The following is a 24003-nucleotide window of genomic DNA, read 5'->3' on the forward strand; positions in this document are numbered from 1 at the left end:
CTGCATATGAGGCAGTTTCCGTTTAATTTCCGATACGATATCGCAATAAAATTAATATTATGAATTCCCGACAACAATCTATTTTGCAGATGGTGACTGATAAAGGTCAGATGAGCGTTGCCGAACTGGCAAAAATCACCGGTGTCTCAGAAGTGACGATTCGACAGGATCTGAACACACTGGAAAAACAGAGTTATTTACGCCGTGCGCACGGTTTTGCTGTTTCATTGAACAGCGATGATGTGGAAACGCGCATGATGACTAATTTTACGCTGAAGCGTGAGCTGGCCGAATTCGCCGCATCGCTGGTAAGCCCAGGCGAGTCCGTATTCATTGAAAACGGCAGCAGCAATGCGCTCTTGGCCAGAACGCTGGCGGAGCAAAAAGATGTCACCATCATTACCGTCAGCAGCTATATAGCCCATCTGCTGAAAGAAACCCCCTGCGAAGTGATTCTCCTTGGCGGCATCTATCAGAAAAAAAGCGAAAGCATGGTGGGGCCCTTAACTCGCCAGTTTATCCAGCAGGTACACTTCAGCAAGGCCTTTATCGGCATTGATGGCTGGCAGGCTGACACCGGCTTCACCGGACGCGACATGATGCGTTCTGATGTGGTTAACGCGGTGCTGGAAAAAGGTGCAGAAGTTATTGTGCTTACTGACAGCTCAAAATTCGAAGCCATTCACCCTTACACGCTGGGTCCATTAGAGCGATTCAGCCGCGTAGTCACGGATTCCAGACTCAGCGCCAGCGTACAAATGCAGCTCGAGCACTCGGGTTTAACCGTCAATATCATTGATGCGCACGCATAAAATCTTCAGCAGATGATTTGTCAGTCGGCAAATCATCTCCTCTCTGAGAGTTATCTGACAGTCCAATTAAGACTTTTTACCTGTCGTTAACAGGATAAAGTCGTAAAATTAATGTTAGCGATATAACAGGAACGAACATCCAACTTCAGGATAGTGTTTGTAATGCCTTCGCTAAACGGTTTCACGGAAATATCTTCTATAGTCTTAATTTAGCGCTATTCTTAAAGAACACTGGATTCCGTGAATCAATAATTCAGGAGAAAGTATTATGTTAGTAACGAGCAAAAAAATGACCGCTGCCATTTTGGCGATTACTCTGGCAATGTCTCTGAGCGCCTGCTCTAACTGGTCCAAACGTGACCGAAACACCGCTATCGGTGCTGGTGCGGGTGCAGTAGGTGGTGCAGTCCTGACTGATGGCAGCGCGCTGGGTACGCTGGGTGGTGCTGCAGTAGGTGGTATAATTGGCCACCAGGTGGGTAAATAATTTACGGTTAAACGGCTCGATATAATAATACGTTTACTTTTTCAGGTCTGTATTATTAAAAAGCCACGGAAAAATTCCGTGGCTTTTTTTATTAACCGCCAGCCAATTTAACTTTCATTCCTTTGGCTTCCAGCAGCGATTTAATCAGGTCGCGTTTATCACCCTGTATCTCAATCACGCCATCCTTCACTGCCCCGCCGCAACCACATTTTTTCTTCAGTTCCGCAGCTAATTTGGTCAGTTCAGCATCGTCCTGATCTATTCCAGTAATCAGGCACACACCCTTACCTTTGCGGCCACTGGTCTGTCGTTGGATGCGGACAATGCCATCGCCTTTGGGACGCTCTGGGACGGCTTTTGGTTCATCAATACGCCCGGTGTCAGTTGAGTAGACCAGACGAGAATTTGAGTCGTTCATTTACGCACCTCGTTTCAGGGAGGCATTGATCATCTTCAGCGTCTGAGCCGGATCTGCCGACTGTGTGACCGGACGACCAATAACCATATAATCGACGCCAGCTGACTGTGCCTGTTCCGGCGTCATAATACGACGCTGGTCGCCTGCCTCGCTGCCTTCAGGACGAATACCGGGCGTTACCAGTTTAAATGCCTGGCCAAATGCCTGCTTGAATCGCACTGCTTCCTGCGCGGAGCATACGACGCCATCCAAACCACAATGTTGGGTTAAGCGCGCCAGCCTTTCCGCATGCTCCGCAGGTGACAACGTCACGCCAAGGTCGGCAAGATCGCTGGCTTCCATACTGGTCAGAACTGTTACTGCAATCAGCAACGGCGCATCCTTGCCAAAAGGCACCAGGGCTTCACGTGCGGCGGTCATCATACGCGCCCCACCAGAAGCATGAACGTTAACCATCCATACGCCAAGCTCAGCCGCCGCCGCAACGGCATGCGCGGTAGTATTGGGAATATCATGAAATTTCAAATCAAGAAAAACGTCAAAGCCACGCTGTTGTAAATCGCGAACCAACTGAGGTCCAAAAAGCGTGAACATCTCTTTGCCCACTTTCAAACGGCAATCACAAGGATCAATTCTGTCGACAAAAGCTAATGCTTTATCACGATTGGAATAATCGAGAGCGACAACGACAGGAGAATCAGTAACAGCACGAGAAGAAGATGAAGCAGTAAACGTCATGACCAGACCTTCCTGAGGATGGGCGCCATCGGCGGCGCAAAATGGGTAAACGGCGTGCATTCTACCTGCGGCAATAGAAAATTAACAGGCGCGATTACATTTCTGCCAGGCAAATTTGGCAACGGAGGTTGAGGAAGGATCTGTTATAGATCATTAGTATGTTGTAACTAAAGTGAGGTTTTTTAAAAATTACAGCCCATCAAGTCCGCGAATAGGCTTAATGGTTGACCATGAGCGACAGGATGGGCAGTGCCAGTACAGTGTATATGCGGTAAATCCGCACTTCTGGCAACGATACCGAGGCTTGCTGCGCACCTGCTCCCCGACCATATCGCGCAGAACCATCAGGCTCTCTTTCGCGCGCCCTTCTTCTGCTTCGTTAAGATGGTAATCCATCAACTTGTGGAACACGCGCATCGTAGGATGGCGTTGTAGCTGGCGGGTAATATAAACCTGAGCGGTATCAGTCCCCTCACGCGCTTCAAGAATATCGGCCAGCATCAGCTCGGCGGCGGCGCCAGTATTCTCCTCAACAGCCCGACGTAAAAACTCGGCCCACTCATCGTTTTTCCCCAGATGCTGGTAGCAGCTTTGCAGCATTTCCAGCGTTTCGCTGACCAGTTCTTTATCCTGAGAAATCACGCGTTGTAGACATTCGACGGCCTTCGCGTAATCGCCTTTCACCATGTACACACGGCCCATCATGATGGAAACACGGGCACTGTTTTTGTCTGCCGCAGCCCCTTTTTTCAACAGCGTCATGGCGCGATCCATATCGTCGCTACCCATCTGCTGTAAGGCCAGTTCGCAGTAGAAGTGAGCTATCTCAATACGCTGTTTATCTTTACCGAGCTTCACCAGGCGTTCTGCGACATCAATCGCTTTCTGCCATTCGCTGGTCGCCTGATAAATTTGCAGCAGTTGCTGTAATGCACCGACGCGAAAATCTGTTTCATCGGTAAGCTGATTAAACATGTCTTCCGCGCGGTCGTACAGACCTGCGGCCATGTAGTCGCGCCCCAGCTGTTGCACGGCCAACAAACGCTGCTCGTAGGTCAGCGAAGCACTTTCCATTAACGTTTGATGGATGCGGATTGCGCGGTCGACTTCACCGCGCGAGCGAAACAGGTTTCCGAGGGTGAGATGAGCCTCAACGGTGCCCGTATCCTCTTTTAGCATATCGAGGAACAGATCCACCGCTTTGTCTTGTTGGTTGCTCAGGAGGAAGTTAACCCCGGCGACATAGTCACGGGAAAGACGGTTAGCTTCATCCTGCTTGGTTTGTTGCGCACTTCTGCGACCCATATACCACCCATAGGCAGCGGCTACAGGCAAAAGCAGAAACAACAACTCCAACATAAATAATTATTCCTTCACAACCGACGAATCGGCAGAAACCGCAACGTCGGTCGCAGGCGTAAGCTGGTTTTCCAGTCGTTTGATTTTACGTTCGGCGCGCGCAAGAGACACACGAACCTTCAGCCAGAAAAGGCCGCAAATTAACCAACCAATCGCAAAACCTGCGGCAAACAATACAGCAAGCAGCGTAGAGATACGATACTCACCCTGAGCCAGCAGGTAATTAAACGTAACCTGTTGATCGTTTTGCGCACCTAATGTCACCGAAATAACAAAAATCGCCAACACCAGTAAGAAAATGAGTAAATATTTCACATTACTTCCCGTTATGTGGTTTGAGCGAATAAATCGTGTACAACTTACCGCGTTGAGCCCTTTAAATTACCATTTTCACAACGAGTGCGAAACGGAAAAGCGCTTTCCCCTTTCTGATTTAAGGGCAAAATTCGAAAAATCAATCATGGCTAACTTTCTTGTTCACGCTGAGCGATTTCTTTTTCCTCCTGCACAGGCGGCGTTAATGGTCCGCATACCCGCTGCGCAAGCCATGTCGCCAGTGTTACCAGCAACCATGAAATCAGCGTTGCAACGACCAAATCACGGGGCCAGTGCATGCCTAATAGCAAGCGACTGCCCATAACACCCGTAGCCCAGATAAGTAAAAACACAATCGTCAGCGTACGTCGGCGTGGCCATAACAGCCCTACGGCCAGTAAAGCCCAACTGGCGGCAAACATCGTATGCCCTGACGGAAAGGCAAACCCTGTTTCTTTTTGCCAGTGCTTACGTAGAAACGTCGGAATATCCTGTTGTTCGGCCAATTGCTCTTTAACTAAGTGACCACGATCTTTACGTTTTAAAGTGTAGAACTCATCAACAGGGATATGGTGCGTTTTTTCCAGCCACACGACAAAGGGCCGAGGTTCCTGCACCCTGTCTTTAACCCAGGACTTTACGCCCTGACCGACTAAAATTGCCGCAGCCAGGATCGCAAACAGCATTACCGCAGCTTTCAGACGAAAACGCAGACACCACAGAAACCATGCACAGAGAACAACGTGAGTGATAATACCCCACGGCTGCGTCACCGTTTCCGTTATCCAGTACAGAGATTTTAGCCACCAAACGTTATGTCCCGGCTGCCAGCTCCAGCCCGATACCCATACGGCAACCGGCATAATAAGTAGCAGCCCGGCCCCGACCGCAGTGCGCTTTGCAATTGACAGCATTGCCTCTCCTTTCGTCGATAAGTCTCACAATCATAACTGAAAAAAGCGCATGCCGGGGAAATTGACAATTTTGTGCCATTCCAAAAGCGAATCCGTTGTCGCGATTAGGTGAACATCGTTGCCTTATGGCAAAATAGTGCAATATAGAACAGAAGCCAACAGGCGACGGCACGACAGTGCCAGCATAATCTGGAGAATTACATGCAGCTTAAACGTGTGGCAGAAGCCAAACTGCCAACCCCCTGGGGTGATTTCCTGATGGTGGGATTTGAAGAACTGGCAACCGGACACGATCACGTCGCACTGGTTTTTGGCGATATCACAGGCCAAACGCCTGTCCTGGCCCGTGTCCACTCCGAATGTCTGACTGGCGATGCATTGTTTAGCCTGCGTTGCGATTGCGGTTTCCAGCTCGAAGCGGCTCTCACCCATATTGCTGAAGAAGGGCGCGGTATCCTGCTTTATCATCGTCAGGAAGGACGCAATATCGGCCTGCTCAATAAAATCCGCGCCTACGCGTTGCAGGACCAGGGTTATGATACCGTTGAAGCTAACCATCAGTTGGGCTTTGCGGCAGATGAGCGTGATTTCACGCTGTGTGCGGATATGTTCAAGCTGCTTGGTGTGGACGAAGTTCGTTTGCTGACCAATAACCCGAAAAAAGTGGAAATTCTGACCGAAGCGGGAATCAATATTGTTGAACGCGTGCCGCTGATTGTGGGTCGTAACCCGAACAATGAACATTACCTGGACACCAAAGCCGCCAAGATGGGACATTTGCTGGGCAAGTAATAGTTGTTACCGCCGATAATAAAGCCTGCTCTCGCAGGCTTTTTACATTCTAGCTCAACATATTACGAATCACGTAGTGCAGAATGCCATCGTTTTGGTAGTACGTTAGCTCCGTCGCGGTATCGATACGGCAGCGGCATAAAACAACTTCTTTACGTCCATCCGAGCGAACCATACTCACCGGCACTGTTGCACCCGGTTTGATGTTTTGCAGATCCGTAATATCGATCGCTTCCTCACCGGTTAGTCCCAGCGTTTTACGCGTGACGCCCTGTGGGAATTCCAGCGGCAAAATCCCCATACCAATCAGGTTAGAACGGTGAATTCGCTCAAAGGATTCAGCAATAACCACGCGAACCCCCAGCAAGCGCGGGCCTTTTGCCGCCCAGTCGCGACTGGAGCCAGAGCCATACTCTTTCCCGGCAATAACCGCCAAGGGAATATTCTCCTGTTGATATTGCATAGCCGCATCATAGATAGCCACTACCTCAGTTCCCGGCAAATGACGCGTCATCCCACCTTCCACGCCGGGCACCATCTCATTGCGAATACGAATATTGGCAAAGGTACCGCGCATCATTACTTCATGATTCCCGCGCCGCGAACCGTAGGAGTTAAAATCTTTACGCTCTACGCCGTGGCTTTGCAGATAACGCCCCGCCGGGCTGTCCGGCTTAATACTACCTGCAGGAGAAATATGGTCGGTGGTGACGGAATCTCCAAGCATTGCAAGGATACGCGCACCATGAATGTCCTGGACCGGATCCGGCGTCGCCTGCATACCATCGAAGAACGGCGACAAGCGGATATAGGTTGAGTCAGACTGCCAGCCATAGGTATCAGCCCGATCGACCTGGATTGCTTTCCATTCTGGCGTGCCTTCAAAGACTTCAGCGTATTCTTTATGGAACATGGCGGTAGAAACCTGCTCCACGGCACGTGCAATTTCCTGAGCCGTCGGCCAGATATCTTTCAGATATACGGGATCGCCCTTTCTGTCATGCCCTAACGGATCTTTCGTCAGATTGATATTCATATTCCCCGCCAGCGCATAGGCCACCACCAGCGGCGGAGACGCCAACCAGTTGGTCTTCACGAGCGGATGGATACGCCCCTCAAAGTTTCGGTTGCCGGAAAGCACAGCACCAACGGTGAGGTCGCCTTTTTTGATTGCTGTCTCGATAGGATCGGGTAAAGGGCCCGAGTTACCAATACAGGTGGTACAGCCATAACCTACAAGGTTAAATCCCAGCTCATCAAGGTACGGCGTGAATCCTGCCTGCGCCAGATAATCAGACACCACCTTCGATCCTGGCGCCAGCGAGGCTTTCACCCATGGCTGACGTTTCAGACCAAGCGTCACTGCTTTTTTCGCCAGCAGCCCCGCCGCCATCAATACGCTTGGGTTAGAGGTGTTGGTACAGGAAGTTATCGCCGCAATAACCACAGCACCATCCGGCAGCTGGTACTGGTGACCGTTCATTGTATAGTCCACTGGCTGGCGATCTTTCAGCGAACTATTCACTTCGAGTTCATTACTCGCCGAAAACGCTTTCGGGACATCAGCCAGTGCTACCCGATCCTGCGGACGCTTCGGTCCGGCAAGACTAGCTTCTACACTGCCCATATCCAGCTCCAGTGAACTGGTAAATATGGGTTCATCCCCAGGATTACGCCACATTCCCTGCGCTTTGGCATAGGCGCTGACCAGCTCAACCTGCTCCTCACTGCGCCCACTCAGACGCATATATTCAAGAGTGATGCTATCGATCGGGAAGAAACCGCAGGTTGCGCCGTATTCCGGTGACATGTTCGCAATGGTTGCCCGATCGGCCAGCGGTAAGGTGTCCAGCCCATCACCGTAGAATTCAACGAATTTACCGACCACGCCGTGCTTACGCAGCATCTGGGTGACGGTTAAAACCAGGTCGGTAGCGGTGATACCTTCCCGCAGTTTGCCCACCAGTTTGAAGCCCACAACATCCGGGATAAGCATAGAAACCGGTTGACCCAGCATTGCTGCTTCAGCTTCAATGCCTCCAACGCCCCATCCCAGCACACCGAGACCATTAATCATTGTCGTATGGGAATCAGTTCCGACCAACGTGTCAGGGTAAGCCACCCACTCACCGTCCTGTAACTCGCTCCAGACGGCTTTGCCCAGGTATTCAAGGTTAACCTGGTGGCAAATCCCCGTTCCCGGTGGCACAACGCTGAAGCGACTAAATGCCTGCTGTCCCCATTTCAGGAACACATAACGCTCATGGTTACGTTCCATTTCCAGGCGAACGTTTTCTTCGAAAGCATCATCATCACCAAAACGGTCCACCGTTACCGAGTGGTCAATGACAAGGTCCACTGGCGAAAGCGGATTCACTTTTGCTGTATCTCCGCCCAGACGTTTCACCGCTTCGCGCATGGCGGCCAGATCGACCACCGCCGGCACGCCGGTAAAATCCTGCATCAGAACACGAGCGGGTCGATAGGCAATTTCACGATCGGCATGGGCAGTCTTCAGCCAATGCGCGAGCGCATAAATATCATCTTCGGTTACGGAATTACCATCCTGCCAACGAAGCAGGTTTTCCAGCAACACTTTCAGCGATTTGGGTAGTCGGGTGATATCACCCAGTGATTTAGCGGCCAGAGGTAAACTGTAGTAGCGGTAGGTTTTATCTTTAACCTGCAATGTGTCCTTACTGGCTTCTCGTAGGGTCGACGACATAGCTCCTCCTTAAATGACAGGGTTGGATCCCCTGATTTCCTCAGGGTTAGTATTAAAGATAACACAAACAAAATGTAACGCTTTGATAACAACTCAAATTGATAAAAGTAGCGCGCGATACAAAAGCGCGAAGTGAGGTCAATGGTAGGGAGGAAGGTCTAGCCGTGTAGATTAATAGGATGGATATTCAGCAGGCAATAGCGCAATCGATAATACGTTGATTAGGTGGCTGATGGTGAATACATGGGATAAACGATTCGATATTTAAGACCGCGAGGTAATCGTTATTATTATAAAATACGTACGAACTATTGTTTCTGTTCATCATCATCGGTTAACAGATCAATAAACGCCCGTTGTTCAGGAGAAAGTTTCCAGGATTCGGGTATCATCGGCCCCTTCTCGGCGACGGTTTTGCTCTCGTGTTCATGTTCATGAGACGCTGGCGTCATAGTAGAGTGCTGCTTCGGTGCGGACATACTTACCCCCACACGTTCCAGGCCACGAGCGCGACAATAATCCAGAATACGGCAGAGCCAAGAAACACGGCGAACCAGGCTTTACGTTTCATCGCGGGATCCCGGCGTGCTGGCTGGTTTCCTGAAGGCATCGCTAACCTCATACTATCGAAATCACTTATCATTTAGGCACCAAACAATTGGTACAATTAATCATCAGATAGGAGGAATCCTAATAAAAAAGGTGAGAAAAAGCCAGTTAATTTTCGGACTCAATCTGATAAATAAATCAATTGTTTGATCAATTATGAATATTTGAGAGTGATTTTTGGCAAGCTGACTAATTTGAAACTACTTTAGAGAACTTTTTCCATAAATAATATATGGTTAATATATGTGGGGAGAAATAATGATTAAATACAAACGCTGCGTCGGTATCGCTTTATGCTTATGGATACCGACGAGGTTACAGCCGTTATTATTTCTCAGGCAATTTAATATCTTTAAACATGGCTTCAATATCATCGTTGGAACGCAGCGCCACCGCCGTGTCCACCACATCACGCGTCAGATGCGGCGCGAAACGTTGAATGAAATCATACATGTAACTGCGTAAGAAGGTGCTACGACGAAAACCAATTTTGGTGGTGCTATGGCTGAAAATATCATGCGCATCCACACGTACCAGGTCAGGATCGGAAACAGGATCAACCGCCATACTGGCAATCACACCCACGCCGAGCCCCAGACGAACATAGGTTTTAATGACATCAGCATCGGTCGCGGTAAAGACAATACGCGGCTCCAGACCCGCACGGTTAAACGCGGTGTCCAGCTCCGAACGTCCGGTAAATCCAAAGGTGTAGGTGACAAGCGGATACTGCGCCAGTTCCTCAATAGAAACCGAGGATTTGCCCGCCAACGGATGGTCCGGCGTGACGACAATCGAACGGTTCCAGTGATAGCAAGGTAGCATCACCAGGTCGTCATACAGGTGCAAGGCTTCCGTCGCAATAGCAAAATCCGCATTCCCTTTCGAGACGGCTTCGGCAATTTGCGTTGGCGATCCCTGGTGCATATGCAATGAAACTCGAGGATATCGCTCAATAAAACCTTTAATCACGTTCGGCAATGCGTAACGTGCCTGGGTGTGCGTGGTGGCAATATACAGCGAGCCTTTGTCCGGCCAGGTATGTTCGCCAGCAACGGACTTAATAGCATCTACCTTAGACAGTACTTCGCGCGCAATACGGATAACTTCCTGCCCCGCTGGCGTAACCTGGGTCAGATGCTTACCGCTACGGGCGAAAATCTGGATGCCAAGTTCATCTTCCAGCATACGAACTTGCTTACTGATACCGGGCTGGGAGGTATAGAGCCCTTCTGCCGTTGAGGAGACATTAAGGTTGTGGTTCACCACCTCAACGATGTAGCGAAGCTGCTGTAATTTCATGTTATGCCATCCCGATTTGCGCCATCAAATCATCGTTTCTGTGCAGGCTCGTGGGCGCTGCTAATACGATTTAATAATAAAAAGCTTGTTAACTATAACCACTATATCATTTATATGTACGCTGTATAGGTATGACAAAAAATAATATGCCATAAACAAAAAGGGCCGCTTACGCGACCCTTTGAGGAGGAACTCAGCCAGAATGCTGTTATTTCTTCCCTTCTACCCATTTGCCGTCAACGAAGAACGCGGACCAGCCCGTCGCCTTACCGTCTTTCTCAGCGGCAACGTATTGCTGCTTGGTTTTACGGCTGAAACGAACCATGGACTTGTTACCATCCGGGTCAGTTTGCGGTGCGTCTGCCAGATAACGCAGTTTTTCCGGCAGGCGATCGCGGAAGCGATACAACTCTTCCACCAACGGCGCACGAGTCTCACGTGATTTCGGGAACGTATTGGCCGCCAGGAAGATACCTGCAGCACCATCACGTAACACGAAATACGCGTCAGATTTTTCACACGGCAGTTCCGGCAGCGGAACCGGATCTTCTTTCGGCGGAGCAACTTCACCGTTACGCAGGATCTTACGGGTGTTTTTACACTCGTCGTTGGTACACGCCATGTACTTGCCGAAACGTCCCATTTTCAGGTGCATTTCAGAACCACATTTTTCGCACTCTACGATAGGACCGTCATAACCCTTGATACGGAATTCACCCTCTTCGATCTCGTAGCCGTCGCAGGTTGGGTTATTACCACACACATGCAATTTACGCTTAGGATCGATGAGATAACTGTCCATTGCCGTACCGCACTTCTGGCAGCGGCGTTTGGCGCGCAATGCGTTCGTTTCCGCGTCGTCGCCTTCCAGCACGTTCAATACTTCGTTTTCCGGCACCAGGTTGATGGTGGTTTTGCAACGCTCTTTCGGGGAAAGTGCGTAGCCGGAGCAACCAAGGAAAACGCCAGTGCTGGCAGTACGAATACCCATCTTGCGTCCGCAGGTCGGGCAATCAATGCTGGTCAGTACCATCTGGTTCGGACGCATACCGCCCTCTTCAGGATCTTTCTCGGCTTTATCCAGCTGCTGAGTAAAATCAGTGAAGAAGTTGTCGAGTACGCCCTTCCATTCGGCTTCGTGATTCGCCACCTGGTCGAGGCTGTCTTCCATCTGCGCGGTAAAATCGTAGTTCATCAGCTCACGGAAGTTTTCTTCCAGACGATCGGTGACGATTTCACCCATTTTTTCAGCGTAGAAACGACGGTTTTCAACGCGAACATAACCGCGATCCTGAATCGTAGAGATGATCGACGCATAGGTGGATGGACGACCAATGCCACGCTTTTCAAGCTCTTTAACCAGCGAAGCTTCACTGAAGCGTGCAGGCGGCTTGGTGAAGTGCTGCGCAGGTGTCAGCTCGATAAGCGTCAAGGTATCGCCTTTGTCCACCGCCGGTAGGATGCGATCTTCATCGCCCTTACGCAGCGCGGGCATCACTTTGGTCCAACCATCGAAGCGCAGAATACGACCGCGCGCTTTCAGACGGAAATCACCCGCCCCCACGGTCAGGGTGGTAGAGTCATATTTCGCTGGCGTCATCTGACAAGCTACAAACTGGCGCCAGATCAGCTGATACAGTTTTTGCGCATCGGCCTCCATATCTTTCAGCGATTCCGCCAGTACGGCGACATCGGAAGGACGGATAGCTTCGTGTGCTTCCTGCGAGTTCTCTTTGCTGGCGTACTGGTTCGCGCTCTCCGGCAAATATTTTTTGCCAAAATTATCACTGATGTAATCGCGAACCATGGTGACAGCATCCTGGCTCAGGTTGGTTGAGTCAGTACGCATGTAAGTGATGTAACCCGCTTCATACAAGCGCTGCGCCATCATCATGGTTTTCTTCACACCAAAGCCCAGACGCGTGCTCGCAGCCTGCTGTAGCGTGGAGGTAATGAACGGTGCGCTCGGCTTGCTGCTGGTCGGTTTATCTTCACGTTCCAGGACGCTATAGCGCGCTTTTTCCAACAGGCTAACAGCGGCAAGCGTTTGTTCCCGATTTACAGGACGGAACGGTTTATCATTTTGATGCGTCACCTCAAGCGGCAACGCGTCGCCGCCCGGCGTGGTCGTGTTAGCATCAATTTCCCAGAACTCTTCTGGAACAAATGCTTTGATTTCGCGTTCACGCTCAACCACCAGACGCACAGCCACAGACTGTACGCGACCGGCAGACAGACCACGCGCAATTTTTTTCCACAGCAGTGGCGACACCATATAGCCCACAACACGGTCCATAAAGCGGCGCGCCTGTTGCGCATTAACACGATCGATGTTCAACTCGCCCGGTTTTTCAAACGCCTGGCGAATAGCATTTTTGGTAATTTCGTTAAACACCACGCGGCTGTAGCGGGTATCGTCGCCACCGATGACTTCCCGCAGGTGCCATGCAATGGCTTCCCCTTCGCGGTCAAGGTCGGTTGCGAGATAGATGTGGTCGGCTTTTTCAGCCAGTTGCTTCAGTTCAGAAACAACTTTCTCTTTACCAGGCAGCACTTCATAGCGCGCATCCCAGTTGTGCCACGGGTCAACACCCATACGGTTGACGAGAGCGCCACGTTCATCCTTTTTGGGCTTTTTAGCCGTTTTGGTGGAGGTTGAGTCGGCGCTCTTTTTAGTTGCTGAGCCACTGGTCGGCAAATCACGGATATGACCGACGCTGGATTTCACCACGTAGTCATTACCCAGATACTTGTTGATCGTTTTGGCTTTTGCCGGGGACTCAACGATGACAAGAGCTTTACCCATATTCACCTTTACCTAATTTGATTCTTCCAGAATGCGTCGCACGTTGATTCACCTTCCACTGGCGACGAGACATCGATATAGTCTCTGCGTCGGCGGATATCAACCCCTTAAACTGATTTGCGCTTGTAATGTAACTCTCATGTAACTGAGTTAACAGGCTTTTTTGCTCACAAACGCTCTAGCACGACGAAGTATTGGTCGAATGTCAAGCAAATCTGTTGCCAGATTGACGAAAGCGTCACACTGTACCTGATAAAATGCGTTACGCAACTTTATTAGCATGCAAAAACAAATCTCGCCAGTTGTAACACTGTTGTAAAACCTTCATTTATGTCAGGGAATATTTGCCCATAAGGCGGGCTCAGCGTAGACTAATGTCCTTGTTTAAGGAGTAAATCATGCATAAAGACACTCAACCCATCGATCGCGAAACACTGCTGATTGAAGCCAACAAAATCATTCGTGAGCATGAGGACACGCTGGCGGGGATTGTCGCCACCGGCGTTACGCAGCGAAACGGCGTGCTGGTTTTCAGCGGAGATTACTTTTTAGACGAGCAAGGGCTACCAACGCCCAAAAGTACGGCTGTGTTTAATATGTTTAAACACCTGGCGCACGTACTTTCTGAAAAGTATCACTTGATCGATTAATACGAGAAATAATTTGCCGGATGGCAGCAACGCCTTATCCAGCCTACATTGATGCATATTTGTAGGCCGGATAGGATATGTGAGCAGCGCTATCCGGCAATGACAATTTTACATCAGTGGCTTCTGCCCCCGCTGCCACCAGCGCATCAGCAAACGATCGGCACTCTCCGCCGCACTACCGGTAAAACGATCCATCAGCTTTTTACGCTGCAGATAGCGAACGTTCAACACTTCACGACCTTCCATCAGCCCGAGGATCACCTCATCGCTGGTATTGATCTCATCCACCAGCCCATTTGCCAGCGCCTGTTGACCAAACCAGTGTTCACCCGTGGCAACCTGTTCAATGTCCAGAGTCGGACGCATGCGATGCACAAAGTCTTTAAACAGATGATGCGTTTCGTTCAGATCTTCGCGGAATTTCTGCCGCCCTTCTTCCGTGTTTTCACCGAGTAAGGTCAGCGTACGCTTGTACTGTCCGGCGGTGTGCAGTTCGATATCAATATCTTTCCCTTTCAGGAAGCGATTAAAGTTCGGGATCTGCGCCACCACGCCAATTGAGCCGACGATAGCAAACGGCGCCGAGACAATTTTATCTGCCACGCAGGCCATCATATATCCGCCGCTCGCAGCGACTTTATCCACCGTGACGGTTAGCGGTATCTGCTTATCGCGCAGACGTTGCAATTGCGATGCAGCCAGGCCATAGCCATGTACCACACCACCCGGGCTTTCCAGACGAACCACCACCTGATCCTGAGGTTTAACAACCGCCAGCACCGCCGTCACCTCTTCGCGTAATGCGCTGACCTCATGGGCATCCATACTGCCTTTAAAATCAAGCACCCATACACGAGGTTTATCAGATGACGTGCTGTCACCCAGTTTCGCTTTTGCCTTGGCGGCCTTCGCCTCCAGCTTCTGTTTCTTTTTCTGCGCCTTATGCCAGAATTTTTGCTGATGCCCATCCAATAAGGCCAGCGACAGATCTTCCTTCATCTCTTTATATTGATCGCTGAGGTTAATAACCCGCAATTCCCCACGCTGACGTTTGCGTTGTGTCGCGTTTACGATCAGCATCACCACCACTGCAATAGCCACCACGACAGTGACAATTTTTGCCAAAAACAGCCCATATTCAGACAACAATTCCACAAGACCCACCTTGGTTAAACAACGCGACTTCCGCTCAGTGTACAACAGGCGTGTCACCTCGTCTTGCTTCATACATCCAGTGCTGAATCAGTAAAAAGCATGACAAAGCGTTCATTTTGCGGTGTTATTGCCTTTGGCTGATTGAAAAAGAACAGGGTTTAAGGCATAAAGCCCAAAAGTTATTGCGAACGAGATGGCCAGGGCGTCGCCGAGGAGTAGCCGTGCATTACCAACCTAAACAAGACCTTTTACAGGGCCGCATTATTCTTGTCACCGGTGCCAGCGATGGTATCGGACGCGAAGCCGCGCAGACCTATGCACGCTATGGCGCGACCGTTATCCTGCTTGGGCGTAATGAAGAAAAACTGCGTCAGGTTGCCCGCACTATCGCCAATGAAAACGGAACACAACCACAGTGGTTTACACTGGATTTACTGACCTGTACCTCTGAAGAATGTCACCAGCTTGCGCAGCGCATTGCCGCACATTTCCCGCGTCTGGATGGCGTACTGCATAACGCCGGATTACTCGGCGATATTTGCCCAATGAGTGAACAAAACCCGCAGGTCTGGCAGGATGTAATGCAGGTAAATGTGAATGCTACTTTTATGCTGACTCAGGCATTGCTGCCGTTGTTACTCAAATCCGATGCCGGATCGCTGGTCTTTACCTCTTCCAGCGTCGGCCGCCAGGGACGCGCCAATTGGGGAGCATATGCTACCTCAAAATTTGCTACCGAAGGGATGATGCAGGTGCTGGCTGATGAGTATCAAAACCGTCATCTGCGCGTAAACTGTATCAATCCTGGTGGAACACGTACTGGCATGCGAGCCAGCGCATTCCCCACGGAAGATCCACAAAAATTGAAAACCCCCGCCGATATTATGCCGCTCTACCTGTGGCTGATGGGCGATGACAGCCGCCGTAAAACCGGTATGACTTTTGACGCCCAGCCGGGCCGTAAACCAGGAATTGCCCAATGAGTGAAGAACGCTATCAGCAACGTCAACAGCGCGTAAAAGATCGGGTTGACGCACGCGTTGCCGCCGCTACGGACGGGCGCGGGATCATCATCGTGTTCACCGGAAATGGTAAGGGTAAAACCACCGCCGCATTCGGTACCGCCACACGCGCGGTGGGCCACGGTAAAAAAGTCGGTGTCGTACAATTTATTAAAGGTACGTGGCCAAACGGAGAACGTAACTTACTTGAACCCCACGGCGTAGAGTTTCAGGTTATGGCAACAGGATTTACCTGGGAAACGCAAAACCGTGAGTCCGACACCGCGGCCTGTACGGCCGTGTGGGAACACGGCAAGCGGATGCTGGCCGACGATGAACTGGATATGGTGGTGCTGGACGAGCTGACCTATATGGTGGCATACGACTATCTGCCGCTTGAAGAGGTCATCACTGCCCTAAATGCGCGCCCTGCCCATCAAACGGTGATTATCACCGGCCGTGGATGTCATCGCGATATTCTGGAGTTAGCGGATACGGTCAGCGAGCTGCGCCCGGTCAAGCATGCGTTTGAAGCGGGCGTGAAGGCCCAGATAGGGATCGATTACTGACACCAGGCCGGATAAGGCGCTTGCGCCGCATCCGGCTCCACGCTAACGTCTGATAGCGCTTTGCTTATCAGGCCTGGTCATGATTAACCGTTGTTGCTACGACCACCCGGACGACGGCTGCTACCGACCTGTGAGTGGCGCTTCACCGCACGACGGATCTGATTTGCCTTCATGCGACGACGATCTTTCTCGACGGCAACTTTAGATGTCGTTTCCGGCTTCAGCTCCACCAGTTCACGCAGATAGTTGGTCTGCGCGAGGTCAAGCTCGGTCCAGCCACCACGCGGCAGGCCTTTCGGCAGCGGGATATCACCGTAACGAACACGAATAAGACGGCTTACCTGCACACCTACAGCTTCCCACAGGCGACGGACTTCACGGTTACGCCCTTCGGTCAGCGTGACGTTATACCACTGGTTGATCCCTTCACCACCGCTGAACTTGATCGTTTTAAATGCCGCCGGACCATCTTCCAGCTGTACGCCACGACTCAGATCGCGCAGTTTTGCATCATCAACCTGACCAAAAACACGTACCGCATATTCACGTTCAACTTCACGGCTTGGGTGCATCAGACGGTTAGCCAGTTCACCATCGGTGGTAAACAGCAGTAAACCGCAGGTATTCACGTCCAGACGCCCTACGGCAATCCAGCGCGCATCACGCAGTTTTGGTAAACGATCGAACACGGTCGGACGACCTTCCGGGTCGTTACGGGTACACAGTTCACCTTCTGGCTTGTAATAGGCCAGAACGCGGCAGATTTGCTCCGCAGACTCTTTAACCGAAATCAGATGACCGTCGATACGGATTTTCAGACCCGGAGTGACTTCAACGCGATCGCCGAGCGTAGCAATTTTGCCATCAACGCTCACGCGACCCGCGGCAATAATAGATTCGATTTCACGGCGAGAACCGTGGCCAGCGCGCGCCAGCACTTTTTGTAACTTTTCGCTCATAGAGCTTCCTTTAGATGTCGCCTTCACAGGCGTCGAACAGGAGAATCAACGGCGCCAGTCAGCGCCATTTTAAGGCCGCGTAGTATAGCGGTTCGCGCCCTTATAAGAAAGGTTTAACGTCGCCGACGCCTTCACGTAACACCACCGGGGAATCGTCGGTTAAATCGATGACCGTGGTCGGCTGCTGACCGAGATAGCCACCGTGGATAATCAAATCCACCAGTTTTTCCAGACGGTCTTTAATCTCTTCCGGGTCTGACTCAGTAAATTCACTACCCGGCAGCATCAGCGATGTAGAGAGCATCGGCTCGCCCAGTGCTTCCAGCAGCGCCAGCGCAATCGGATTCGATGGCACACGCAGGCCGATGGTCTTACGTTTTTCCTGCAACAAACGGCGCGGAACTTCTTTCGTCCCTTTCAGGATGAAGGTGTAGTTGCCCGGCGTGTTGTTTTTAATTAAACGAAAGGCCACGTTGTCGACAAACGAATAGGTCGACAGTTCAGACAAGTCACGACACATCAGCGTAAAGTTGTGCCCGTCCGGCAGGTGACGAATGCGGCAAATGCGCTCCATGGCGCCTTTATCTTCAATTTTGCAGCCCAACGCATAGCCGGAATCGGTTGGATAGACGATCACCCCACCTTTACGCACGATTTCAACGGCCTGATTGATCAGTCGCTGCTGCGGGTTTTCGGGATGAATATAAAAAAACTGGCTCATACTTTCCTCTCTGTGATCTCGGGCTGCTCCCAAAGTTGCCAGACGCCTTCTACGCCTGCGGGCAACCAAAGTTTACGACCCAACTCAATCCATGGGCAGGGTAGATGAAAATCAGACCCTTGCGATGCCCACAGTTGATGCGAACGCGCAAGCGTCGCCAGATGGGTGCGTTCATTGGGAGACTGCTGGCACTGTGCTACTTCCATCGCGTCGCCGCGATGTTCAGCAAAATGCGCAACCAGTCTTTTCAGCCACTTAGCGCTAAGATCGTACCGCCCAGGATGAGCCAGAACAGCCTTACCGCCAGAATGATGAATGACATCAATAGCTTGTTCTATTGTACACCACTGTGGCGGAACGTAACCGGTTTTCCCACGGGCAAGATATTTTTTAAAGACATCCGCCATGGTTGTGGCTTTTCCGCATTCCATCAGGAAACGCGCAAAATGGCCCCGCGTAACCGCCCCGCCATCAGCCAGGCGTAACGCCCCTTCCCACGCGCCGGGGATATGCGCTTTGTCGAGTCGTTCGGCAATCAGGCGCGCACGCTGCTGACGACGTTCCGTTTGTTGCGCCAGAAACTCACACATCATGGGATGGGCGATATCAATGTTCAGACCCACTATATGGATCTCATGGTTTTCCCAGACCGTTGATATCTCGACGCCAGGGATTAAATTTAAGGCTAAACCTGAACGTGAAATTTCTTCTCTTGCCGCCGCAATGCCGGCCGTGGTGTCATGATCGGTGATCGACAGTGTACCGACTCGCATCTCTACCGCACGGTGTACTAAGGCTTCTGGCGTTAACCGCCCATCGGAGGCTGTAGTATGACTGTGCAGGTCATAAATCACTGCGTAATTCGTGTCGCTCAAGGCGGCTCCCGTTTCAATAAATGTCGTATCACGCCCATCATAGCGGTTTCGACAAATATACTGAAATCAGGTGTTGACTTTATTCCATTGAACTAGTTAACTAGTACGCAAGTTCACATGAAGAAGGTATCTGAGATGAAAGCAACATTTGTTCTGCACGGTTGGTGGCGCACTTCCTGATTTCGGGCAGTGTCTTACGTCTGCAATATGCAACCAGATACCCGGCCCGCCAAATGAGCGGGCTTTTTTTTGAACAAAATTAATGAGAATAACGATGCAAACTCAAAAACCGACACTCGAACTGCTTGCCTGCGATGCCGCCTACCGTGAGAATCCGACGGCGCTGTTTCATCAGGTGTGTGGCGCACGTCCAGCAACACTGCTGCTGGAATCTGCAGATATCGACAGCAAAGACGATCTGAAGAGCCTGCTGCTGGTCGACAGCGCATTACGCATTACCGCTCTAGGTGACACTGTCACTATTCAGGCGTTGTCCGCAAACGGCGCATCGCTGCTGCCCCTGCTGGATGCTGCCCTGCCCGCTGGCGTTGAGAACGAACAACAGCCGAATGGTCGTCATCTGCGATTCCCCGCCGTCAGCCCGCTGCTGGATGAAGACGCCCGCTTATGTTCTCTTTCCGTATTTGACGCTTTTCGCTTACTGCAGGAGCTGGTGAATGTTCCAGCGCAAGAACGTGAAGCGATGTTCTTCGGCGGTCTGTTTTCTTACGATCTGGTTGCCGGTTTTGAAGAGTTGCCACAGCTTGAAGCGGGCAACCGTTGCCCTGACTATTGCTTCTATCTGGCAGAAACGCTGATGGTTATCGACCACCAGAAAAAAAGCACCCGTATTCAGGCCAGTATTTTTTCCCCTAATGATGCGGAAAAACAGCGTATTAACGCTCGTCTGGCGCAGTTGAGCCAGCAGCTTACCGAGCCTGCGCCGCCATTGCCGGTCACTGAAGTCCCACAGATGCGCTGCGAGTGCAATCAGAGCGATGAAGAGTTTGGCGCCGTAGTTCGTGGCATGCAAAAGGCGATTCGCGCGGGCGAAATTTTCCAGGTGGTGCCATCCCGCCGTTTCTCGCTGCCCTGCCCATCTCCGCTGGCGGCCTACTATGTGCTGAAGAAAAGTAACCCCAGCCCATACATGTTTTTCATGCAGGACAACGATTTCACGCTGTTTGGCGCCTCCCCGGAAAGCTCGCTGAAATACGATGCCACCAGCCGCCAGATTGAGATCTACCCGATTGCTGGTACTCGCCCGCGCGGTCGTCGTGCGGACGGTTCGCTTGATCGCGATCTCGACAGCCGTATCGAGCTGGAGATGCGTACCGACCATAAAGAGCTTTCTGAGCACCTGATGCTGGTTGACCTTGCGCGTAACGACCTGGCGCGCATCTGTACGCCTGGCAGCCGCTATGTTGCTGACCTCACCAAGGTCGATCGTTACTCCTTCGTTATGCACCTGGTTTCGCGCGTGGTCGGCGAATTGCGTAGCGATCTGGATGTGCTGCACGCTTACCGCGCCTGTATGAATATGGGCACGTTAAGCGGAGCGCCAAAAGTTCGCGCCATGCAGCTTATCGCCGAGGCAGAGGGTCGTCGCCGTGGCAGCTACGGCGGTGCGGTAGGTTACTTCACGGCGCATGGCGATCTGGATACCTGTATTGTCATTCGCTCCGCCCTCGTGGAAGACGGTATTGCCACCGTACAAGCCGGTGCCGGGATTGTTCTGGATTCTGTACCGCAGTCTGAAGCCGATGAAACCCGTAATAAAGCGCGCGCGGTTCTGCGTGCAATCGCTACCGCGCACCACGCACAGGAGACCTTCTAATGGCTGACATTCTGCTGCTCGATAATATCGACTCTTTTACCTATAACCTGGCGGATCAGCTGCGTACTAATGGTCACAACGTGGTGATTTACCGCAACCATATTCCGGCCCAGACGTTGATTGACCGCTTAGCAACGATGAAAAATCCGGTGCTGATGCTCTCTCCAGGCCCTGGTGCGCCAAGCGAAGCAGGTTGCATGCCGGAGCTGTTAACCCGCCTGCGCGGCAAGCTGCCGATCATCGGTATTTGTCTGGGACACCAGGCCATTGTTGAGGCCTATGGCGGATATGTGGGCCAGGCTGGAGAAATCCTGCACGGCAAAGCGTCCAGCATTGAACACGACGGTCAGGCGATGTTTGCTGGTCTGGCGAATCCGCTGCCGGTGGCACGCTATCATTCACTGGTTGGCAGCAACGTTCCTGCTGGATTGACCATTAACGCCCACTTTAACGGCATGGTGATGGCGGTGCGTCACGATACCGATCGTGTCTGCGGCTTCCAGTTCCATCCGGAATCAATTCTGACCACCCAGGGCGCGCGTTTGCTGGAACAAACGCTGGCCTGGGCGCAACAGAAGCTTGAACAAACCAATACGCTGCAACCCATTCTGGAGAAACTGTATCAGGCCCAGACGCTGTCCCAGCAGGAAAGCCACCAGTTGTTCTCTGCTGTGGTACGCGGTGAACTGAAGCCGGAACAACTGGCTGCGGCGCTGGTAAGCATGAAAATTCGTGGCGAACACCCGAATGAGATTGCCGGTGCAGCAACCGCGCTGCTGGAAAATGCCGCGCCGTTCCCGCGTCCTGATTATCTGTTTGCCGATATTGTCGGTACCGGCGGTGACGGCAGCAACAGTATCAATATTTCTACCGCCAGCGCCTTTGTTGCGGCGGCTTGCGGACTGAAAGTTGCCAAACACGGCAACCGCAGCGTCTCCAGCAAGTCTGGCTCTTCGGATCTGTTAGCGGCATTTGGCATCAATCTGGATATGAACGCTGATAAATCCCGTCAGGCGCTAGACGACCTCGGGGTGTGCTTCCTGTTTGCGCCGAAATATCACACCGGTTTTCGCCATGCCATGCCAGTACGCCAGCAGTTGAAAACCCGCACGCTGTTTAACGTGCTCGGCCCGTTGATTAACCCGGCGCATCCGCCGCTGGCGCTGATCGGCGTTTACAGCCCGGAACTGGTGCTACCTATTGCCGAGACGCTGCGCGTGCTGGGATATCAACGAGCAGCCGTGGTTCACAGTGGTGGCATGGACGAAGTTTCGCTGCATGCGCCGACCATTGTGGCAGAGCTGCACGATGGGGAAATCAAGAGTTATCAACTGACGGCAGAAGACTTTGGTCTGACGCCTTACCACCAGGAACAGCTGGCTGGCGGCACGCCGGAAGAAAACCGTGACATTCTTAGTCGCTTGTTACAAGGTAAAGGTGAAGCCGCTCATGAGGCTGCTGTTGCCGCAAATGTCGCCATGTTAATGCGCCTGCACGGTGAAGAAGATTTAAAAGCCAATGCGCAAACCGTGATTAATGTACTGCGTAGCGGTGCGGCCTATGACCGCGTCACTGCACTGGCAGCAAGAGGGTAAATGATGCAAACCGTTTTAGCGAAAATTGTCGCAGACAAGGCGATTTGGGTAGAAGCCCGTAAACAGCAACAACCGCTGGCCAGCTTTCAAAATGATGTTCAGCCTGGCTCACGTGATTTCTACGATGCGCTGCAAGGTGCGCGCACCGCCTTTATTCTGGAGTGCAAAAAGGCATCTCCATCAAAAGGCGTGATCCGTGATGATTTCGACCCGGCTCAAATTGCTGGCGTCTATAAACATTATGCTTCCGCGATCTCTGTACTGACCGATGAGAAGTATTTCCAGGGGAGCTTTGATTTCCTGCCCATCGTCAGCCGCATCGCACCGCAGCCGATTCTGTGCAAGGACTTTATTATCGATCCTTACCAGATTTACCTGGCACGTTTCTACCAGGCGGACGCCTGTTTATTGATGCTGTCGGTGCTCAATGATGAGCAATATCGTCAACTCGCCGCCGTCGCCCACAGTCTGAAAATGGGCGTACTGACCGAAGTCAGCAACGAAGAAGAGCTGGAGCGTGCTATCGCACTGGGCGCCAAAGTCGTTGGTATCAACAACCGTGATTTACGCGACCTGTCGATTGATCTGAATCGTACCCGTCAACTGGCACCGCGACTGGGTCACGGTGTTACCGTCATCAGCGAGTCCGGGATCAACACCTATGGTCAGGTGCGCGAGCTCAGCCACTTCGCCAACGGTTTTCTGATTGGCTCCGCGCTGATGTCGCATGATGATCTGCACGCCGCCGTGCGTCGCGTACTGCTCGGCGAGAATAAAGTCTGCGGTTTAACCCGGGCTCAGGATGCAAATGCGGCATACGAAGCGGGTGCCATTTACGGCGGCGTGATTTTTGTCCCCACATCACCGCGCGCGGTCAACGTTGAACAAGCGCGAGAGGTCATGACCGGCGCGCCGCTGCAATACGTCGGGGTGTTTCGCAACTCAGATATTACCGACGTGAGCGCAACAGCGGCGGAGCTGGGACTAGCTGCAGTGCAACTGCACGGTAACGAAGACCAGGTCTATGTTGACGCCCTGCGCGAGGTGCTGCCCGCACAGGTACAAATCTGGAAGGCGCTCAGCGTCAGCGAGACGTTGCCAGCCCGTGATTATCAGCATGTCGATAAATACGTCTTCGACAACGGCCAGGGCGGCAGCGGTCAACGCTTCGACTGGACACTTTTAGGTGGACAATCGCTGGATAACGTTTTACTGGCTGGCGGACTCGGCGCAGATAACTGCGTTGACGCGGCAAAAACCGGCTGTGCCGGTCTCGATTTCAATTCTGGCGTAGAGTCACAGCCGGGCATCAAAGATGCACGTCTTCTGGCTTCGGTCTTTCAGACGCTGCGCGCATATTAAGG

24 protein-coding genes and 1 other annotated feature are annotated in these 24003 nt (G+C 51.8%); of the genes, 10 read left to right on the forward strand and 14 right to left on the reverse strand.

Features of this window, described 5'->3' with window-relative positions; all coding sequences use genetic code 11:
- Window positions 1–59: 59 nt before the first annotated feature.
- Window positions 60–812, forward strand: coding sequence for a DNA-binding transcriptional regulator YciT (gene yciT / locus OGX92_RS16405; RefSeq protein ID WP_003020580.1), 753 nt, complete (start codon window positions 60–62; stop codon window positions 810–812).
- A gap of 268 nt (window positions 813–1080) precedes the next feature.
- Complete coding sequence (osmB, locus tag OGX92_RS16410; RefSeq protein ID WP_043016156.1) at window positions 1081–1299, forward strand: osmotically-inducible lipoprotein OsmB; 219 nt, start codon at window positions 1081–1083, stop codon at window positions 1297–1299.
- Between the two features lie 91 nt (window positions 1300–1390).
- Here osmB and yciH read toward each other — a convergent pair whose 3' ends face one another.
- The 5 genes from yciH to pgpB form a co-directional block, all read right to left on the reverse strand.
- Complete coding sequence (gene yciH, locus OGX92_RS16415; protein ID WP_003833315.1) at window positions 1391–1717, reverse strand: stress response translation initiation inhibitor YciH; 327 nt, start codon at window positions 1715–1717, stop codon at window positions 1391–1393.
- The gene (gene pyrF / locus OGX92_RS16420) at window positions 1718–2455 is read right to left on the reverse strand and encodes an orotidine-5'-phosphate decarboxylase (RefSeq protein ID WP_126319799.1); all 738 of its coding nucleotides are present in this window, start codon (window positions 2453–2455) and stop codon (window positions 1718–1720) included.
- Window positions 2456–2644: 189 nt separating this feature from the next.
- The gene (gene lapB / locus OGX92_RS16425; RefSeq protein ID WP_003833317.1) at window positions 2645–3814 is read right to left on the reverse strand and encodes a lipopolysaccharide assembly protein LapB; all 1170 of its coding nucleotides are present in this window, start codon (window positions 3812–3814) and stop codon (window positions 2645–2647) included.
- A 6-nt stretch (window positions 3815–3820) separates the two neighbouring features.
- Window positions 3821–4129 carry a LapA family protein gene (locus OGX92_RS16430; protein ID WP_003020595.1) on the reverse strand — a complete coding sequence of 103 codons (309 nt, stop codon included), beginning with the start codon at window positions 4127–4129 and terminating at the stop codon, window positions 3821–3823.
- A 149-nt stretch (window positions 4130–4278) separates the two neighbouring features.
- A complete protein-coding gene (gene pgpB / locus OGX92_RS16435) occupies window positions 4279–5043 on the reverse strand; it encodes a phosphatidylglycerophosphatase B (protein ID WP_003833318.1) in 765 nt (254 codons plus the stop codon).
- 201 nt (window positions 5044–5244) lie between these two features.
- Between pgpB and ribA the strand changes: the two genes are divergently transcribed.
- Window positions 5245–5835: a GTP cyclohydrolase II gene (gene ribA, locus OGX92_RS16440; RefSeq protein ID WP_003020601.1), complete on the forward strand. Its 591-nt coding sequence runs from the start codon at window positions 5245–5247 to the stop codon at window positions 5833–5835.
- Window positions 5836–5884: 49 nt separating this feature from the next.
- Here ribA and acnA read toward each other — a convergent pair whose 3' ends face one another.
- The 5 genes from acnA to topA form a co-directional block, all read right to left on the reverse strand.
- Entirely contained in the window at window positions 5885–8560 is a 2676-nt protein-coding gene (gene acnA, locus OGX92_RS16445; RefSeq protein WP_164562740.1) for an aconitate hydratase AcnA, read from the reverse strand.
- Between the two features lie 308 nt (window positions 8561–8868).
- Window positions 8869–9039, reverse strand: coding sequence for a YciX family protein (locus OGX92_RS16450; RefSeq protein ID WP_286586836.1), 171 nt, complete (start codon window positions 9037–9039; stop codon window positions 8869–8871).
- 2 nt (window positions 9040–9041) lie between these two features.
- Window positions 9042–9182: a YmiA family putative membrane protein gene (locus OGX92_RS16455; RefSeq protein ID WP_213194281.1), complete on the reverse strand. Its 141-nt coding sequence runs from the start codon at window positions 9180–9182 to the stop codon at window positions 9042–9044.
- Between the two features lie 314 nt (window positions 9183–9496).
- Window positions 9497–10471 (reverse strand): HTH-type transcriptional regulator CysB, encoded by a 975-nt coding sequence (cysB, locus tag OGX92_RS16460; protein ID WP_003020610.1) that lies wholly within the window; start codon window positions 10469–10471, stop codon window positions 9497–9499.
- A 208-nt stretch (window positions 10472–10679) separates the two neighbouring features.
- The gene (gene topA / locus OGX92_RS16465; protein WP_003833325.1) at window positions 10680–13277 is read right to left on the reverse strand and encodes a type I DNA topoisomerase; all 2598 of its coding nucleotides are present in this window, start codon (window positions 13275–13277) and stop codon (window positions 10680–10682) included.
- 398 nt (window positions 13278–13675) lie between these two features.
- On the opposite strand from topA, the gene OGX92_RS16470 reads away from it, so the two are divergent.
- Entirely contained in the window at window positions 13676–13927 is a 252-nt protein-coding gene (locus tag OGX92_RS16470) for a YciN family protein (RefSeq protein ID WP_003020616.1), read from the forward strand.
- A gap of 108 nt (window positions 13928–14035) precedes the next feature.
- On the opposite strand, the gene sohB is transcribed toward OGX92_RS16470, so the two are convergent.
- Entirely contained in the window at window positions 14036–15082 is a 1047-nt protein-coding gene (gene sohB / locus OGX92_RS16475; protein WP_032934465.1) for a protease SohB, read from the reverse strand.
- Between the two features lie 221 nt (window positions 15083–15303).
- On the opposite strand from sohB, the gene OGX92_RS16480 reads away from it, so the two are divergent.
- Window positions 15304–16065 (forward strand): YciK family oxidoreductase, encoded by a 762-nt coding sequence (locus tag OGX92_RS16480; protein ID WP_003833331.1) that lies wholly within the window; start codon window positions 15304–15306, stop codon window positions 16063–16065.
- Window positions 16062–16652, forward strand: a complete 591-nt coding sequence (gene cobO, locus OGX92_RS16485) for a cob(I)yrinic acid a,c-diamide adenosyltransferase (protein ID WP_286586838.1) — start codon at window positions 16062–16064, stop codon at window positions 16650–16652. The genes OGX92_RS16480 and cobO overlap by 4 nt, the downstream gene beginning before the upstream one ends.
- Before the next feature lie 83 nt (window positions 16653–16735).
- Here cobO and rluB read toward each other — a convergent pair whose 3' ends face one another.
- The 3 genes from rluB to rnm form a co-directional block, all read right to left on the reverse strand.
- Window positions 16736–17611 carry a 23S rRNA pseudouridine(2605) synthase RluB gene (gene rluB / locus OGX92_RS16490; RefSeq protein ID WP_003020625.1) on the reverse strand — a complete coding sequence of 292 codons (876 nt, stop codon included), beginning with the start codon at window positions 17609–17611 and terminating at the stop codon, window positions 16736–16738.
- A 100-nt stretch (window positions 17612–17711) separates the two neighbouring features.
- Window positions 17712–18332, reverse strand: a complete 621-nt coding sequence (locus OGX92_RS16495; protein ID WP_003833336.1) for an L-threonylcarbamoyladenylate synthase — start codon at window positions 18330–18332, stop codon at window positions 17712–17714.
- Window positions 18329–19207, reverse strand: a complete 879-nt coding sequence (rnm, locus tag OGX92_RS16500; protein WP_286586839.1) for an RNase RNM — start codon at window positions 19205–19207, stop codon at window positions 18329–18331. Before rnm ends, OGX92_RS16495 begins: the two co-directional genes overlap by 4 nt.
- A 135-nt stretch (window positions 19208–19342) precedes the next feature.
- Between rnm and trpL the strand changes: the two genes are divergently transcribed.
- The 4 genes from trpL (at window position 19343) to trpCF (ending at window position 24001) form a co-directional block, all read left to right on the forward strand.
- Window positions 19343–19387 (forward strand): trp operon leader peptide, encoded by a 45-nt coding sequence (trpL, locus tag OGX92_RS16505; RefSeq protein ID WP_012905981.1) that lies wholly within the window; start codon window positions 19343–19345, stop codon window positions 19385–19387.
- Window positions 19364–19458, forward strand: a sequence feature (Trp leader region). Its footprint overlaps the gene before it by 24 nt.
- Before the next feature lie 23 nt (window positions 19459–19481).
- On the forward strand, window positions 19482–21044 hold the full coding sequence (locus OGX92_RS16510) for an anthranilate synthase component 1 (RefSeq protein WP_279275902.1): 1563 nt from the start codon (window positions 19482–19484) through the stop codon (window positions 21042–21044).
- Window positions 21044–22639 carry a bifunctional anthranilate synthase glutamate amidotransferase component TrpG/anthranilate phosphoribosyltransferase TrpD gene (trpD, locus tag OGX92_RS16515; protein WP_003020639.1) on the forward strand — a complete coding sequence of 532 codons (1596 nt, stop codon included), beginning with the start codon at window positions 21044–21046 and terminating at the stop codon, window positions 22637–22639. Before OGX92_RS16510 ends, trpD begins: the two co-directional genes overlap by 1 nt.
- Complete coding sequence (gene trpCF / locus OGX92_RS16520; RefSeq protein ID WP_482889981.1) at window positions 22640–24001, forward strand: bifunctional indole-3-glycerol-phosphate synthase TrpC/phosphoribosylanthranilate isomerase TrpF; 1362 nt, start codon at window positions 22640–22642, stop codon at window positions 23999–24001.
- The last annotated feature ends 2 nt before the right edge of the window (window positions 24002–24003 follow it).

The sequence above is a fragment of the Citrobacter sp. Cpo089 genome (assembly GCF_030332695.1).
In the GTDB taxonomy this organism is placed as follows: Bacteria; Pseudomonadota; Gammaproteobacteria; order Enterobacterales; family Enterobacteriaceae; genus Citrobacter; species Citrobacter portucalensis.